The sequence below is a fragment of the Pseudarthrobacter sp. H2 genome (assembly GCF_050157045.1).
Lineage (GTDB): Bacteria > Actinomycetota > Actinomycetes > Actinomycetales > Micrococcaceae > Arthrobacter.
This window is the reverse complement of the sequence record NZ_CP189594.1, coordinates 375,367-389,959: the sequence shown is the minus strand read 5'-3', so window position 1 is coordinate 389,959 and position 14,593 is coordinate 375,367. Positions and strand designations below refer to the sequence as shown.

Annotated in this window: 14 protein-coding genes; 2 read left to right on the top strand and 12 right to left on the bottom strand. The window is 69.3% G+C overall.

What is annotated here, in order from left to right; all coding sequences use genetic code 11:
• Window positions 1-98: 98 nt before the first annotated feature.
• From cobA to ACQCSZ_RS01800, 11 genes are all read right to left on the bottom strand, one after another.
• Entirely contained in the window at window positions 99-1,400 is a 1,302-nt protein-coding gene (gene cobA, locus ACQCSZ_RS01850) for a uroporphyrinogen-III C-methyltransferase (RefSeq protein ID WP_427006450.1), read from the bottom strand.
• Between the two features lie 191 nt (window positions 1,401-1,591).
• On the bottom strand, window positions 1,592-1,888 hold the full coding sequence (locus tag ACQCSZ_RS01845; protein ID WP_427006449.1) for a putative quinol monooxygenase: 297 nt from the start codon (window positions 1,886-1,888) through the stop codon (window positions 1,592-1,594).
• 196 nt (window positions 1,889-2,084) lie between these two features.
• Entirely contained in the window at window positions 2,085-3,059 is a 975-nt protein-coding gene (locus tag ACQCSZ_RS01840; RefSeq protein ID WP_427006448.1) for an ABC transporter permease, read from the bottom strand.
• Complete coding sequence (locus ACQCSZ_RS01835; protein WP_427006447.1) at window positions 3,049-3,774, bottom strand: ABC transporter ATP-binding protein; 726 nt, start codon at window positions 3,772-3,774, stop codon at window positions 3,049-3,051. The genes ACQCSZ_RS01840 and ACQCSZ_RS01835 overlap by 11 nt, the downstream gene beginning before the upstream one ends.
• 44 nt (window positions 3,775-3,818) lie before the next feature.
• Window positions 3,819-4,985, bottom strand: a complete 1,167-nt coding sequence (locus tag ACQCSZ_RS01830; protein ID WP_427006446.1) for an ABC transporter substrate-binding protein — start codon at window positions 4,983-4,985, stop codon at window positions 3,819-3,821.
• Between the two features lie 223 nt (window positions 4,986-5,208).
• Entirely contained in the window at window positions 5,209-6,375 is a 1,167-nt protein-coding gene (locus tag ACQCSZ_RS01825; protein ID WP_427006445.1) for an RtcB family protein, read from the bottom strand.
• Between the two features lie 189 nt (window positions 6,376-6,564).
• On the bottom strand, window positions 6,565-8,013 hold the full coding sequence (locus tag ACQCSZ_RS01820; protein WP_427006444.1) for a sulfate adenylyltransferase subunit 1: 1,449 nt from the start codon (window positions 8,011-8,013) through the stop codon (window positions 6,565-6,567).
• On the bottom strand, window positions 8,013-9,083 hold the full coding sequence (gene cysD / locus ACQCSZ_RS01815; protein WP_427006443.1) for a sulfate adenylyltransferase subunit CysD: 1,071 nt from the start codon (window positions 9,081-9,083) through the stop codon (window positions 8,013-8,015). The genes ACQCSZ_RS01820 and cysD overlap by 1 nt, the downstream gene beginning before the upstream one ends.
• Window positions 9,080-9,793, bottom strand: a complete 714-nt coding sequence (locus tag ACQCSZ_RS01810; RefSeq protein WP_427006442.1) for a phosphoadenylyl-sulfate reductase — start codon at window positions 9,791-9,793, stop codon at window positions 9,080-9,082. The genes cysD and ACQCSZ_RS01810 overlap by 4 nt, the downstream gene beginning before the upstream one ends.
• The gene (locus ACQCSZ_RS01805; protein ID WP_427006441.1) at window positions 9,790-11,526 is read right to left on the bottom strand and encodes a nitrite/sulfite reductase; all 1,737 of its coding nucleotides are present in this window, start codon (window positions 11,524-11,526) and stop codon (window positions 9,790-9,792) included. Before ACQCSZ_RS01805 ends, ACQCSZ_RS01810 begins: the two co-directional genes overlap by 4 nt.
• A 132-nt stretch (window positions 11,527-11,658) precedes the next feature.
• A complete protein-coding gene (locus ACQCSZ_RS01800) occupies window positions 11,659-12,414 on the bottom strand; it encodes a sirohydrochlorin chelatase (protein ID WP_427006440.1) in 756 nt (251 codons plus the stop codon).
• 60 nt (window positions 12,415-12,474) lie between these two features.
• Here ACQCSZ_RS01800 and ACQCSZ_RS01795 point away from each other — a divergent pair, with 60 nt between their 5' ends.
• Entirely contained in the window at window positions 12,475-13,146 is a 672-nt protein-coding gene (locus ACQCSZ_RS01795; protein WP_427006439.1) for a trimeric intracellular cation channel family protein, read from the top strand.
• A 13-nt stretch (window positions 13,147-13,159) separates the two neighbouring features.
• Complete coding sequence (locus tag ACQCSZ_RS01790; protein WP_427006438.1) at window positions 13,160-13,588, top strand: hypothetical protein; 429 nt, start codon at window positions 13,160-13,162, stop codon at window positions 13,586-13,588.
• A 116-nt stretch (window positions 13,589-13,704) separates the two neighbouring features.
• On the opposite strand, the gene ACQCSZ_RS01785 is transcribed toward ACQCSZ_RS01790, so the two are convergent.
• Window positions 13,705-14,526, bottom strand: a complete 822-nt coding sequence (locus ACQCSZ_RS01785) for an endonuclease domain-containing protein (RefSeq protein ID WP_427006437.1) — start codon at window positions 14,524-14,526, stop codon at window positions 13,705-13,707.
• Window positions 14,527-14,593: the final 67 nt, after the last annotated feature.

Below are 14,593 nucleotides of genomic sequence, written 5' to 3'. Positions count from 1 at the left end.
TAACGACATCTAATGCGAGCTAGTTGGGTGGGGGCTACGGGGGTCGGGCGGGCTGGGGCGGGGGGCTGCGGTGGGGCGGGGTGGGGCGGGGGTGAGGGCTACGGGGTCAGGACGCGGTTGCGGGCAGTGCGGGGCGCGTTGGGCGAGGTGGTGCTGTAGTCGGCGGTTTTGAAGTGCGGCGGCGCGAACGGGCTGACGCGCACCACGTCGCCGATCACGATCACGGCGGGATTCGCGACGCCGGCGGCCTCGGCCTGGTCAGCAATGGTCCCGAGCGTTCCGATGGTCACCCGCTGGTTCGGCAAATACCCGTTCTCTACGATGCCAACCGGAGTGTCCTGTGGCAAACCGGAGCGGCCCAGGGCGGCGGCCGACTCGCGCAACTGGCCCACGCCCATGAGCAGGATCACGGTATGGTCCGCCCGTGCCGGAACTTCGGACAGTTCCTCGTGGCCGGTGACCACGCTGAACCCCTTGGCCAGCCCGCGGTGCGTGACCGGGATGCCGGCGGCTGCGGGGACCGAGATCGCCGACGTGACGCCGGGGACCACTTCGACCTCGACGCCGTTCTGCCGGCAGAACTCGGCTTCCTCGCCGCCGCGGCCCAGGACGTACGGGTCCCCGCCCTTGAGCCGGACCACGCGGTGGCCCTGCAGGGCTTCCGCGACGAGGATGGTGTTGATCTCGGACTGCGGCACGGGGTGGTGGCCGGGGGTCTTGCCGACCTCGATCACGCGGACGTCGGGTGCGAGTTCGTTGAGGAGTCCGCGCGGGCCGAGGCGGTCTGCCACCACGACGTCGGCCTGGCCCAGGAGCCGCCGGCCGCGGACGGTGATGAGGCCGGTGTCGCCGGGTCCGCCGCCGACGAGGGCGACACTTCCCTGGTGATTGAGCTTGTCGAAATCCGAGCCCGTCGCGGGCCGGTGGCGGCGGAGCGGCAGGTCTCCGGTTTCCAGTGCGGTGGCGACGGCGTCGCGCAGGGCCATCGCGCGGCGCGGGTCTCCCCCGGCGTTCACGGCGATCTTGACGTCGTCCACCACGGCAACGGCGGGGGTCCAGGCGGCGGAGGCTTCGTGGTCGGAGGCGTTGACGCACCAGATCCGCTGCGCCTCGGCGTTGGCCGAGACCCGGGCGTCCACCGCGGGATCGCCGGTGGCGGTCTGGACGAACCAGACGCCGTCGACGTCGGAGCTGCGGTAGCCGCGCGGCTCCCAGCTGAGGAGCCCGGCGCCGGCCAGGTCCGCCAGCGCCGGTGAGGCCTGGGGCGCGACGACGGTGACGCGGGCGCCGGCGTCGAGCAGTCCCCTGGCGCGACGTGCGGCGACCGGGCCGCCGCCGACCACCAGCACGGGGCGGCCGAGGAGGCGAAGCGCCGTGGGGTAAATGTCCTGAATTGCCATGCATCGACGATAGGGCCGCGTCACAGGGCGGAACAACGGTGCGGAAACACCAGTTCATCCAAGGTAACGCCGCGTCACATAGCTGGCCTCCCCTGGTGGCCCCCGACGGCGGCCCGGCGGTCTCGCCCGCGCGTCATGGCGCCGTCCGGGGGCACGGAGAAGGACCGCGGCCTTTGGCAGGAGCACGGCGCCTATTTCACGGCAATGAGTTCAATCAGCTTGATGTCGGGGTCGCTGGCGAGCATGGCCGGACCGTGCTCACCGAGGGCTGCCGGGATGGCGCCGTTGAGGTGGGCCTGCCTGTCCTCCTCGGTATCGAAGGTGTCGAAGATCCCGAACGTGTTCTCGTTGACCCGGAAGGCATACCAGGTGCGTGTGCCGGGCTCGTTGAGCACGATTTCACGGCCGCCATTCAGGAAGTCCCAGACGTCCTGCTCCTTTCCCGGCTTGGCCTCGACCAGTGCCAGCACTCCGTATTTTGGTGCCACGGCTGTCTCCTCAGAATTGGGCTGGATCGGCCGCACACCGGCCTACAGGCGTGAGTGTAGGCCGGTGGCAGTGGCCGGACAAGGACCGTTAAAAGCAACGCGGGGTCACTTACGGCCCATAGTCCTGAGGATCATGGGCCGTAAGTGACCCCGCGTTGGGGTAGAAGGGGTACCGGGGGAGGCTGGAGGTGCGTGCCTACCGGGTGCTGCCGGCCAGGAGGCCGCGGCGCCGGAGCAGGCGCTTTTCGATCGGGGCGAAGACCAGCAGCTCGATCAGGATGCCGACCGCGAGGATCAGCAGGATGGCTGCCATCACGGTGGTCATGTCGGAGAGCACCCGGCCCTGGTCCAGGAGCGAGCCGAGGCCGAAGCCGATGGACCCGCCGACCGCGATGATTTCCGCGGCCATGAGCGAGCGCCAGGAGAAGGCCCAGCCCTGCTTGAGCCCGCCCAGGTAGCCGGGGAGGGCGGCGGGAAGGATGATCTGCAACGCCAGCTGCAGCCGCGACGCGCCGAGGACCTTGCCCACGCTGCGGTACTGCGGCGGGATCTGGTCCACGCCGGAAATCAGGCCGTTGATGATGGAGGGGATCGCGCCCATGAACACCACGAAGTACACGGTGCCGTCGGTCAGGCCGAACCAGATGATGGCCGCCGGCACCCAGGCCACGGACGGCAGCACCTGCAACCCGGAGATCAGCGGCCCGAAGGCCCGCCGCAGCGGCGCGACCTGGGCCAGCAGCAGCCCGACGGGTGTCGCGATGGCCACGCTGATCAGGAAGCCGACGACGCCGCGCTGCAGCGAGGTCCAGACGGCTTCCTGGGTTTTCCCTTCGCCCCAGAGCGTTCCGAGCTGGCCGAGGACATCCAGCGGGCCGGGCACGAGGTCGCGCCGTTTGATCCCGAGGGACACATACACCTGCCAGACGATCAGCAGGACGGCCAGCGCGGCGACCGGCAGCAGGATCCGGCTCCAGTCGATCCGGGACTTGCGGACGGCGTCGGACTGGAGCGAATCCAGTCCGGCCTCCAGCTGGCGCAGGTCCTCGGTCCCGGTGGAGGACCGGGTCAGGGCCGCGTGGACTTTGTGTGATTCCGGCTGAGCGGTGATTGAGCCTGTCGAAATCGTGGTCTCGACAGGCTCGACCACCGGAGTTTGCTTACTGGGCATGGCGGCGGATCTCCTCGCGTAGCCGGGCGGTGATGATGCCGGTCAGCTGGCCGGCGAGCCCGGCATCGGTGCGGTGCTCCTCGCTGACGTTCCACTCCTGCACCACGCGGCCGGGCCGGGAGGAGAGCAGCAGCACGCGCTGGCCCAGCCGGACGGCTTCGCGGACGTTGTGGGTGACAAAGACGATGGTGCGCCCGGTTTCCTTCCAGATCCGCTCCAGCTCGTCGTGCAGCAGGTCGCGGGTGATCGCATCGAGCGCGGCGAACGGCTCATCCATGAGCAGCAGCTGCCGGTCCTGCGCCAGCGAGCGGGCCAGGGCCACGCGCTGGCGCATCCCGCCGGAGAGCTCGTGCGGGCGCTTGTCCCCCGCCCCGCCCAGGTGCACCAGCTCCAGCAGCTCGTCCGCCTTGAGCCGGCGCGCGGCCTTCGGGACGCCGCGCAGCTTCAGGGCCAGCTCGATGTTCTCCCGCGCGGTCAGCCAGGGGAAGAGGGCCGCATCCTGGAACATGAAGGCGGCGCCGTCGCTGGGCACTTCCAGGGCGCCCGACGTCGGGGCCTCCAGTCCCGCCATGATGTTCAGCAGGGTGGACTTGCCGCAGCCGGACGCACCGAGCAGTGCGACGAATTCGCCCTGCCCGATGGTGGCGTTGACGTCGTCCAGCACCGGGGCGCCGTCGCCGAAGCGCTTGCCCAGGTGTTCCAGTACGACTGGCATGGTCACGTCCTAACTTTTGTCGCGGGGCCGGTGATGGGGACTGGCTAGTCCTTGCCGAGCCCCTGCGCGGAGGTCTTCTTGCCGGTGACGGCATTGAGCGCCGTGAGGTCGAAGATGCCGGTGATGTCGGCCTGCTTGGTGGTGCCGGCGTCGACGCCGTCCTGGAGCAGCTTCTTGTACGTTCCGGCCAGAGGGTCAACGGTGAAGACAATGTTCTTCAGCGACCGGTCGATGACGTCGGCCGGCAGGGTGGCCCCGGCCGATTCCTTGAGTGCGGCGTTCAGGACGCTGGCCTTCTCGGCGGCGGGGGCGGCGTTGAGCCAGTCCACGGATTCGACGTGGCCCTTCAGCAGCGCCTTCACCGTGGCCGGATGCTCGGCCGCGAACTTCTTGTTGACGATCAGGACGGTGGTGATGAACTCGCCTTTGTCCCACAGGTCCTTCTCGTCCACGAGGACCTTGGCGCCGGCCTGGAGCACCAGGCGGGAGGCCCAGGGCTCCGGCAGCCACGCGCCGTCGAGCTTTCCGTCCTGGAACAGCTTCAGGGTCTGGGCGTTCTCGGAGGGGTTGATGGCGACGTCGCCGCTGCCGTCCGTGGAGGTCTTGTAGCCCTGCTTGCCGAGCCAGGCGCGGAGGGCGACGTCCTGGGTGCCGCCGAGCTGCGGCGACGCCAGCGTCTTGCCCTTCAGGTCCGCCGCGGAGTTGATTCCGGGCTTGACCACCAGCTGCGCCCCGCCGGACGCGGCGCCGGCGATGATGCTGACCGATTCGCCCGCGCTCTTGACGTAGGAGTTGATGGCCGGGTTGGGGCCGATGTAGGTGGCGTCGATGGCGCCGGCGTTGAGGGCCTCGATCGCGGCGGGGCCGGCGTTGAAGACCTGGGTGCTGAGTTTGGTCCCGCCGAGGTCCTTGGCGATGAGGCCCTTGCTGACGCCGACGAGGGCCGGGGCGTGCGTGATGTTGCCGAAGTAGCCGAGCCTGAGTTCGGCGGCCGGGTTGGCGTCTGCAGCGGCAGGAGCCGCCGCGGCCTCATTGTTGCGGGACACGCTGGACGCCACGGCGGCGCCGGCGCCGATCAGCAGGACGAGCCCTGCGGCCAGGGAAAACTCAAGGGTGCGCTTGCGCTTCGGCTTGCCGGACTCACCGGCGACGATCCGGGTGGTGCCCGGGGCGGGCTCTTTGGGTCGGGGGTTCTCGGGGGTGGATGACATGTGCGAAGTCCTGTTCTGGGAAGGCGGGTTGGCCGGGCGGTTGTTCAGCTCCGGCGACATCGCCCCCGGAAGTTCCGGCGGAAGCGGCCGGAGAGGCGTTCGGTGGTTGTCATGGATTCACCATAGGGAGTGACATAAACGAGGTTCAATGGCCCGGAAACCCGGGGTCACGCGAGTTCATGCAACGTCACATGCGGGCGCGATATCCGGACTTTTGCGCTTTTCAGTCACCTTTGACGTTGACGAGCTGCCGCAGCTTGTGCTGTATCGTGACGAGGTCCGCGGCGTCCCGCATCACCCGGTCGATGGGTTTGTACGCGGCCGGGATCTCGTCGATGAAGGCCTCGCTGGCACGGAATTCAATGCCCTGCATGGCCGTCTTCAGCTCGGCGAGCGTGAAGGTCTTCCGGGCGGCCGTCCGGGAGTACTGCCGCCCCGCGCCGTGCGGGGAGGAGTTCAGGGACACCGGGTTCCCCAGCCCGACGACCACGTAGGACGCCGTGCCCATGGAGCCGGGAATGAGCCCCAGGTCGCCGGCCTCGGCTTTGATGGCGCCCTTGCGCGAGACCCAGACGGACTTGCCGTAATGCTGTTCCCGGGCGATGAAGTTGTGATGACAGTTGATCCTTTGCGTTTCCGCGACGGAGCCGCCGATCCAGGATTCAAACTGCCGGACCACCCGGTCCATCATCTCCTCACGGTTCAGCAGTGCGAAGTGCTGGGCCCAGCGGAGTTCCCGGATGTAGCGGTCGAATTCAGGTGTTCCTTCCGCCAGGAAGGCCAGGTCGCGGTCCGGCAGGACGACGCGCCGGCGCAGGACCGCGCTCCGGGCCTCAGTGATGTGCCGCTGCGCGATCTTGTTGCCCACGCCGCGGGAGCCGGAATGCAGGAACAGCCACACCGCATTGCCCTCATCCGCACACACCTCGATGAAGTGGTTGCCCGAGCCCAGGGAACCCAGCTGCAGCTCCCACTTCGCCAGGTACTGGGCCGGGTCGAAGCCTGCCTCGGAGGCCAGCTTCCTGAGCTCGGCAAGCCGGGGTTCGGCGGTGGGCGTGATCTTACGGTTGTTGTGGCCGGCAGAGAGAGGGATGGCCCGCTCGATGGCCTCGCGCAGCCGTTTGCGGTCCCGGGGCAGGTCGTTCACGGAGTACTGGGTGCGGACGGCGATCATTCCGCAGCCGATGTCCACGCCCACCGCCGCGGGGATGATGGCGCCCAGCGTCGGGATGACGGATCCCACCGTGGCGCCGATGCCGAGGTGCGCGTCCGGCATCAGGGCCAGGTGCGGGTAGATGAAAGACAGTTGGGACGCGGCCACGGCCTGCGCCCGCGTCTTCTCGTCCAGGATGGACGCCCAGCTGATGAGCCTGCTGTTGATGGTTTCCACGGATTCCCCTCCCACTGACGATGATGGTGGGCTGGGCAATGGGTGGCAAGGGCCAGAAACGGCGGGCTCGCCGGAAACGCGCGGGGTCGCCAGAAACAGCGGGGTCGCCGGAAACGCGCGGGGTCGCCGCAAGTCTACGGCGACCCCGGCACGTGTCCGGCGACCCCGCAGGGCAGTTCCAGCTGGGACCTAGATCGAGTAGCGCTCGTCCTCGTGGTCCCCCGGGTGGTCGCTGACCAGGCCCGCGGCCAGGGTGTTCCCGTCCAGCGGGTCGATCACGAGGAACGCCCCGGTGCGGCGGTGGTGCAGGTAGTTCTCCAGCGGCAGCGGGGCCGCGAGCCGCAGCTGGGCGTTGCCGATGTCGTTGAGCTCCAGCGTGGTGGTCGGCTCCAGCCGGAAGCTGGCGAGGTCCAGCTTGCCGGTCACGTTCCGCACCATGGCCTGTACCGTGCGGGTCCCGTGCTTGACGAGGACCTTGGCGCCCTCGCGGAGCGGTTTGGGGGAGAGCCAGCACAGCGCCGCGTACAGGTCCGCCGAGGCCTCCCGAATGGTCCCGGCCGCGGCGATCGTGTCACCGCGGGCGACGTCGAATTCATCGGCCAGGCGCAGCGCCACGGAATGCGGGGCCACGGCCTCGCTGAGCTCGGCGCCGGCGAAATCGATCCCGGTCACGGTGGTGGTGCGCGGGTCCTGGCCGGGCGTCAGGACGCTCACGCTGTCCCCCACCTTGACCGAGCCTTCGGTGATCTGGCCGGCGTAGGCGCGGTAGTCGCGGTATGCCTCGGCGTCGAGTCCGCCGGCGACGGCGTCCGGAGCCAGCGCGCCCTGCGGCCGGATGACGAGCTGCACCGGGAAGCGGAAGCTCTCCAGGTCGCTTTCGAGTTCGTCCGCGGCCGGCAGCGATTCGAGGACCTCGAGCAGGGCCGGGCCGCCGTACCAGGGGGTGCGGGCGGAGCGGTCCACGACGTTGTCGCCGTCGAGCGCCGAGACCGGGATGACCAGCAGATCGGTGACGCCGTCCCCGCCGGTTTCCGGCAGGCGCAGCCCGAGCTCGCGGCCGACCTTCCGGACGTCCGCCTCGATCCCGCGGAACACGGCCTCGCTGAAGTCCACGAGGTCGATCTTGTTCACGGCCACGATCACGTGCGCCACGCGGAGCAGCTTCAGCACGGACAGGTGCCGGCGGGTCTGTTCCAGGACACCCTTGCGGGCGTCGATGAGCACGACGACGGCGTCCGCGGTGGACGCGCCGGTCACCGTGTTCTTGGTGTACTGCACGTGGCCGGGGCAGTCCGCGAGGATGAAGCTGCGCCGGTCGGTGGCGAAGTAGCGGTAGGCGACGTCGATGGTGATGCCCTGCTCCCGCTCGGCGCGCAGGCCGTCGGTCAGCAGCGCCAGGTCAATCGCCTGGGTGCCGGTAGCCCCGGACCCGCCGAAGCCGCGGTCCGCGGAGGTGCGGGCGACGGCGTCGAGCTGGTCGGCGAGGATCGCCTTGGAGTCATGCAGGAGCCGGCCCACGAGGGTGGACTTGCCGTCGTCGACCGAGCCGGCGGTGGCGAAGCGGAACAGCGTTGCGTTCGTCAGCGGGGCCTCGTCAAGTAGTGCCGCGGCGCGGGCTGTATCAATTTCGGTGCTCATTAGAAATAGCCGTCCTTCTTGCGGTCTTCCATGGCGGCCTCGGAGATGCGGTCATCTGCCCGGGTGGCCCCACGTTCGGTGATGGTGGACGCGGCAACTTCAATGACGACGTCGCGCACGGTGGCGGCGCCGGATTCGACGGCGCCGGTGCAGGACATGTCCCCCACGGTGCGGTAGCGGACGGTCTTGGTGATGACGTCCTCGTGCTCGCGCGGCTGGGAGACCTCGCCGACAGCGCGCCACATGCCGTCGCGGGCAAAGACCTCGCGGTCGTGGGCGTAGTACAGGCCCGGCAGGTCGATGCCTTCGCGCTCGATGTAGCGCCACACGTCCAGCTCGGTCCAGTTGCTGATCGGGAACGCCCGGACGTGCTGGCCCACGGTGTGCCGGCCGTTGTACAGGTTCCACAGCTCGGGCCGCTGGTTGCGCGGGTCCCACTGGCCGAACTCGTCGCGCAGGCTCAGGATGCGCTCCTTGGCGCGGGCCTTGTCCTCGTCGCGGCGGCCGCCGCCGAACACGGCGTCGAACTTGTTGCGCTCGATCGCGTCCAGCAGCGGGACGGTCTGCAGCGGGTTGCGGGTGCCGTCGGCGCGCTCGGCGAGCTCGCCGCGGTCGATGAACTCCTGGACGGAGCCGACGACGAGCTTGAGTCCCAGCCGCTCCACCGTGCGGTCGCGGAACTCGAGGACCTCCGGGAAGTTGTGGCCGGTATCCACGTGCAGCACCGGGAACGGCACCTTGCCCGGCCAGAAGGCCTTCGTGGCCAGGTGCAGCATCACCACGGAGTCCTTGCCACCGGAGAACAGCAGCGCCGGCTTCTCGAACTCGGCGACGACTTCGCGGATGATGTGGATCGCTTCGGACTCGAGGGTGTCCAGGCTGGAGAGGCGGGCCGGCTCTGAGACGCCGATTGCCGCCCCCGCCCCTGCGCCGCGCGGCTGATCTTCGATCAGCCCAGCGCGCGGCTCCGACAGGCCCGATGCCACTCCCTGGGCGGCAATCGGCGTCTCAGCAGCGTCGTTGTCCAGCACAGACAGCTCCAGGTCCTCGTTGGTGATTTGGGTGCTCATACGTGTAGTCCGCATTCTGTCTTGTCGGTTCCTGCCCAGCGGCCGGCGCGGGGGTCGTCCCCGGGCGCCACCTTCCGGGTGCAGGGCTGGCAGCCAATGGACGGGTAGCCCTGGGATAGCAGCGGGTTGACGGGAAGGAGGTTGTCGTCGGAGTACTGCACCAGCTGGTCGAAGCTCCAGGCCGCCAGGGGGTTGACCTTGACGAGGCCGTTGGTTTCGTCCCAGCTGACCAGCGGGGTGTTGGTGCGGGTGGGGGCCTCGTCGCGGCGGACTCCGGTGAACCAGAGTTCGTAGCCGGCGAGGGTGCGGCGCAGCGGCGCCACCTTGCGCAGCGCGCAACACTGGGCGGCGTCGCGGGCGAAGAGGTCCTTGCCCAGGAGCCGGTCCTGCTGTTCCACCGTGTTCTCCGGCAGCACGTCCACGACGTTCACGCGGAGGTTCGCGGCGACCTCGTCCCGCGTGGCGTAGGTTTCCGGGAAGTGGTAGCCGGTCTCCAGGAACAGGACGTCGACGCCGGGCAGCTCGTCCGCGACGAGCGCCGGGAGCACGGCGTCGGCCATGGAGCAGGCGACGGCGACGGCCGGCAGCTGGAAGTTCCGCGCCACCCAGGCGATGACATCCCGGGCCGGGGCATCCCAGCCGAGCTCGGCGGCGCCGGCCTCGGCGAGGGCCTTGAGCTCGTCGTGGGGGCGGAGGGATGAAACGCTCACTGGAGGTCCCCCTCATCGGCGGCGAAGGCCCATTCGGCGAAGGTCTGGCCTTCGGCGTGGTCGGCCACGAACTTGCGGACCACCCGTTCGACGTAGTCGGGCAGTTCCCCGGCGGTGACCTTGAGGCCGCGGACGGTGCGGCCAAGGCCTGCTTCCTCGCGGTCGACGGACGCCAGCCCGCCGCCCAGGTGGACCTGGAAGCCGGGGGTGGGGTCGCCGTCGGGCGTGGGAAGCATCATGCCCTTGAGTCCGATGTCCGCCGTCTGGATGCGGGCGCAGGAGTTGGGGCAGCCGTTGATGTGCAGGGACAGTGCCTGCGGCAGCTGCTTGCTGTCGACGAGGTCGGCCAGGCGGCGTTCCAGTTCGGCGACGGCGGTGGCGGCGGTGACCTTGGTTTCGACGATGGCCAGCTTGCAGTATTCGATGCCGGTGCAGGCGATGGTGCCGCGCCGGAACACGGACGGGCGGGCGGACAGGCCCAGCGCGTCGAGCTCGGCCACGAGCGGCTCCACCTCATCCTTGGGCACGTCGAGGACCACGATCTTCTGGTGCGGGGTGGTGCGCAGCCGCCGGGAGCCGCGGGCCTCGAGGGTGTCCGCGAGCCTGACCAGCTGGCTGCCGGAGAGGCGGCCGGCCAGCGGGGTGGCGCCGATGAAGAACCTGCCGTCCTTCTGTTCGTGGACGCCGATGTGGTCGCCCGGCGCGGAGGGCTTGGGTGCCGCGGGGCCGTCGCTGAGCTTGTAACCGAGGTATTCGTCCTCGAGGACCTGGCGGAACTTCTCGGTTCCCCAGTCGGCCAGCAGGAACTTCAGGCGGGCCTTGGTGCGCATCCGCCGGTAGCCGTAGTCGCGGAAGATGCTGGTCACGCCGAGCCAGACGTCGGCGGCCTGGTCCGGCTTGACGAACGCGCCGAGGCGTTTGCCCAGCATGGGGTTGGTGGAGAGCGCGCCGCCCACCCAGAGGTCGTAGCCGGCCCCGAGTTCGGGGTGGACCATGCCCACCAGGCCGATGTCGTTGATCTCGTGGACGACGTCCTGGCTGGGGTGGCCGGTGATGGCGGTCTTGAATTTGCGCGGCAGGTTGGCCAGTTCGGGGTCGCCGATGAAGCGTTCGGCGAGTTCCTGGATCAGCGGCGTGGGGTCGATGATCTCGTCCCTGGCGATGCCGGCCACCGGGGAGCCCAGGATGACGCGGGGAACGTCGCCGCAGGCCTCGGTGGTGGACAGGTCCACGGACTCGAGCCGGCGCCAGATTTCCGGCATGTCCTCCACCCGGATCCAGTGCAGCTGGATGTTCTGGCGGTCGGTGAGGTCGGCCGAGTCGCGGGCGAAGTCCACGGAGATCTGGCCGATGACGCGCAGCTGTTCGGTGCTGAGCGCGCCGCCGTCGATCCGCACGCGCAGCATGAAGTACTTGTCTTCGAGCTCGTGCGGTTCGAGCGTGGCGGTCTTGCCGCCGTCGATCCCGGGCTTGCGCTGGGTGTACAGGCCCCACCAGCGGAAGCGGCCGTGCAGGTCCGTGCCGTCGATGGAGTCGAAGCCGTGCTTGGCGTAAACGGACTCGATGCGCTCGCGGACGTTGAGGCCGTTGTCCTCCTGTTTCCAGGTTTCGTTGGCGTTCAGCGGCGCGGTGCCGTCCACTTTCCACTGCCCGTGCGGCTTTGAGGCGGGGCGTTTGGCGCGGGCGGGGGCAGCCTGGTCCGGGGACGCTCCGGCTAGAGCTGTATCAGTCATGGATCGACTGTAGGCGGCCCGTAATGCCGTCACAAAGGGCCTGAAACGGGAAGTCACCTAGGGAAATATTTCGTCACGAACCGCCCGGAAGCCTTGAATAACGGGGGCACGCGTGCATGGCGGGGCTTGAATTTACTCCCTTGGGGCCCGCGCCGCGAGGGCGGCGTCGTACCGTTCCAGGGCGATCGCGGCGAGCACCGGCGAGGGCAGCAGCGGCGCCGTGACCAGGTCCGCCCCGGCCTTGGCCAGCTGGTCGTGGAAGAAGCCCGGCGCCAGCAGGTAGGACGCGATGACCACCCGGACTGAGCCCGTCTCCCGTCCCGTCGACTCGCCGGCGCCGCCGGCGGCCTCGCCGCGAAGCGCCGCCTCTTCGCGCAGCGCGGCCACGGCCTCGGGCACGGACGGTTTGGCCGAGGCGCCGTAGCCGGCCACGATCCGGTTGGGCCGCAGCGCCCGCAGCTGGCCGGCGAGTTCCTCGACATTCTTCGCGGCGGCGGGATTGGAGGAACCGGCGGCGGCGAGGACCACGGCGTCGTTGTCCGTCACGCCGGCCTCCCGCAGGCGCGCATCCAGCAGGGCCGCCAGCCGCGGGTCCGGCCCGAGCGGGGCGGCGGCGAGGGTGTCCGGCCGGCTTTTGACCGCCCGGGCGATGTCGACCTTGACGTGGTAGCCCACGCTCAGCAGCAGCGGCACCACGACGGCGGCCTCCACCGCCGGCAGGCCCGCCACCACAGCCGGCAGCGCGGGATCCTGGACGTCCACGTAGGCCTCGCGGACGTCGAGCCCGGGGCGCAGGGCCGCGATGCCGGCCCGGAGGGCGTTGACCTCCGCCGCGCCGGCCGTGCTGGAGGTGCCGTGGGCGCAGGCGATCAGGATGGGGCTATTCATAGCCGCTAGCGTAACCTTGGAGCCGCCCCATCCGCCCCCTGCTACCGACCGGGACGCCCCATGACCTTCTCCTTCAGCATCGCCCTGGTCTGGCTGGACCTGGCCGGCGTGTTCTTCTTCGCGGTCTCGGGTTCGCTGCTCGCGGCACGGAGGCAGTTCGACATCGTCGGTTCCCTGCTGCTGGCCTCGGTGGTGGGCCTGGGCGGCGGCGTCATCAGGGACATCATCATCAACGCCGGCCCGCCCGCCGCCTTCACAAACCCCGCCTACCTTGCGCCCCCGCTCCTGGCCGCGGTGCTGGTGTACTTCCTGTTCTCCAGCGTCGAGCGCGTCACCTCGCTGCTGGTCCTGTTCGACGCCGGCGGCCTGGCCCTGTTCTGCATCACCGGGACGCTGAAGGCGCTCGGTGCCGGGATGCACCCCGTGCCGGCCGTCCTCCTGGGGGTCACGACGGCGGTGGGCGGCGGGCTGCTGCGGGACATCACCGCCAATGAGGTACCCCAGCTCTTCGACCCCAAGGACATCTACGCCCTGCCCGCCTTCGCGGGGGCCGCGCTGACGGTGTTGCTCTCCATTACGGGGAGCTTCAACGTGGTGACCGCGGGTGCGGTGGCCGCCGTCGTCTTCGCCTTCCGTGTCACGGCCTGGCGACGCCACTGGCACGCCCCGCTGGCCGTCCGCGGCTGGCACCGCCTCGGCCTGGACCCGGCGGATAACGGCCCCCGGGATTAGCTAGGATAAGTGCATGACTGACATGTTCCTCGAGAAATTCCGCGCGCTTGTCCCGAAGTATCTCGAAGACGAATGGCAGGAAGAGGATGGCCTGCCGGCCGAGGACCTCGAGAAGGCCCTCGCGGAGCACCAGTTCCAGGTGCCGCTGGTCCTGCGGGAGTTTTACCAGGCGGTGGGCGGCTGCGAGGACCTCATGGAGGCCTACCACTACTTCTGGGACCCCGAAGAGCTCGAGGTCGATGACGAAGGCTTCCTGATGTTCCTCGAGGACGAGGAGGAACAGTTCACCTGGGGCTTCCGGGTGGGCGACCTCGGCGTCCCGGACCCGATCGTGTGGCGCCGCAACAACGCCCGCGGCCAGTGGAAGAGCGAAGAAGGAACCTTCTCCGAGTTCGTCTTCGACATGTTCGAGTGGGCCTTCAACGACGACGACGAGGACTAGGCCTCCGCGCCTGGCGGCGTCCGGCGCGGATTCTCCCCAGGTTCGGAGGGCCGGTCCGGCGTGTTGCCCGGAATCGCCGCGGACTTCCGGGGCTGCGAAGCCAAACCCGGGGAATTTCAGCGCACGACCCTGCCGCGCAGCACCTGCCGGACCTCGTCGAGGACCTTCTGCTGCTTGTACACCACGTCCTGGTACCCGTACCGGAGCACGGCATAGCCCGCCAGGGCGCTGGCATTGTTCCTCCCCCGGTCCTTTTTGACCTGTCGGGCCTCCAGATGGCTGCTTCCGTCGATCTCGATGATGAGGAATCCTTCGAGCAGGAAGTCAACGATCCCGATCCCCGGCAACTCCACCTGGGTCTGCGTGTAGATCCCCTCGCCCCGGAACAGCAGCCTCGCCACGATTTCGATCGCCGAGTCCGCCGTGCCGTCCACAAGGTCCAGCACCTTCCGCGCAGCGCCGTTGCGGTTGGCCGGAAGATGTCGCCTGAGGTAGTCAAGGGTGGTGCGCCCCTGCAGCACGGCGCTTTCCACCATGACGGCGGCATCGACGGCGGGCAGGCAGCGCAAGGCGTGCAACAGGGTGTCGGTCAGCCCTGCCACCGGGCGCGGAAACTCCTGCGGGACGACGCTTCCGCGATGGATGACAACGCCGGCCGCAGAACCGTGCCGGCATAGGAGGTGCAGCCGCTCCGGATCGTGGAGCCTCCAGAGCCCATGATGGGGTGCCGCCGAGGCACACGACAGCAGCCCGTTGGCCAGCACGGCGCCCACCAGGTCCGGCGCCGCTCCCCGCAGCGCGACGACTCCGTGGCGCAGACGCGCGATGTCCCTGGCAGCCAGCGAGTTCCGGATGGTCCGTTCGGTGAATCCGGCCTGCACCAGCGTGGCTGTCCGCGCGACGGAGCCGGCGTATTTCAAGTATGTGGTGAGGTCCATACGTCCAGCAGACCGGCTGCAGACCCGTCCAGGGAGCCGCCAGTTCGCCCATGTGGACAATTCCGGT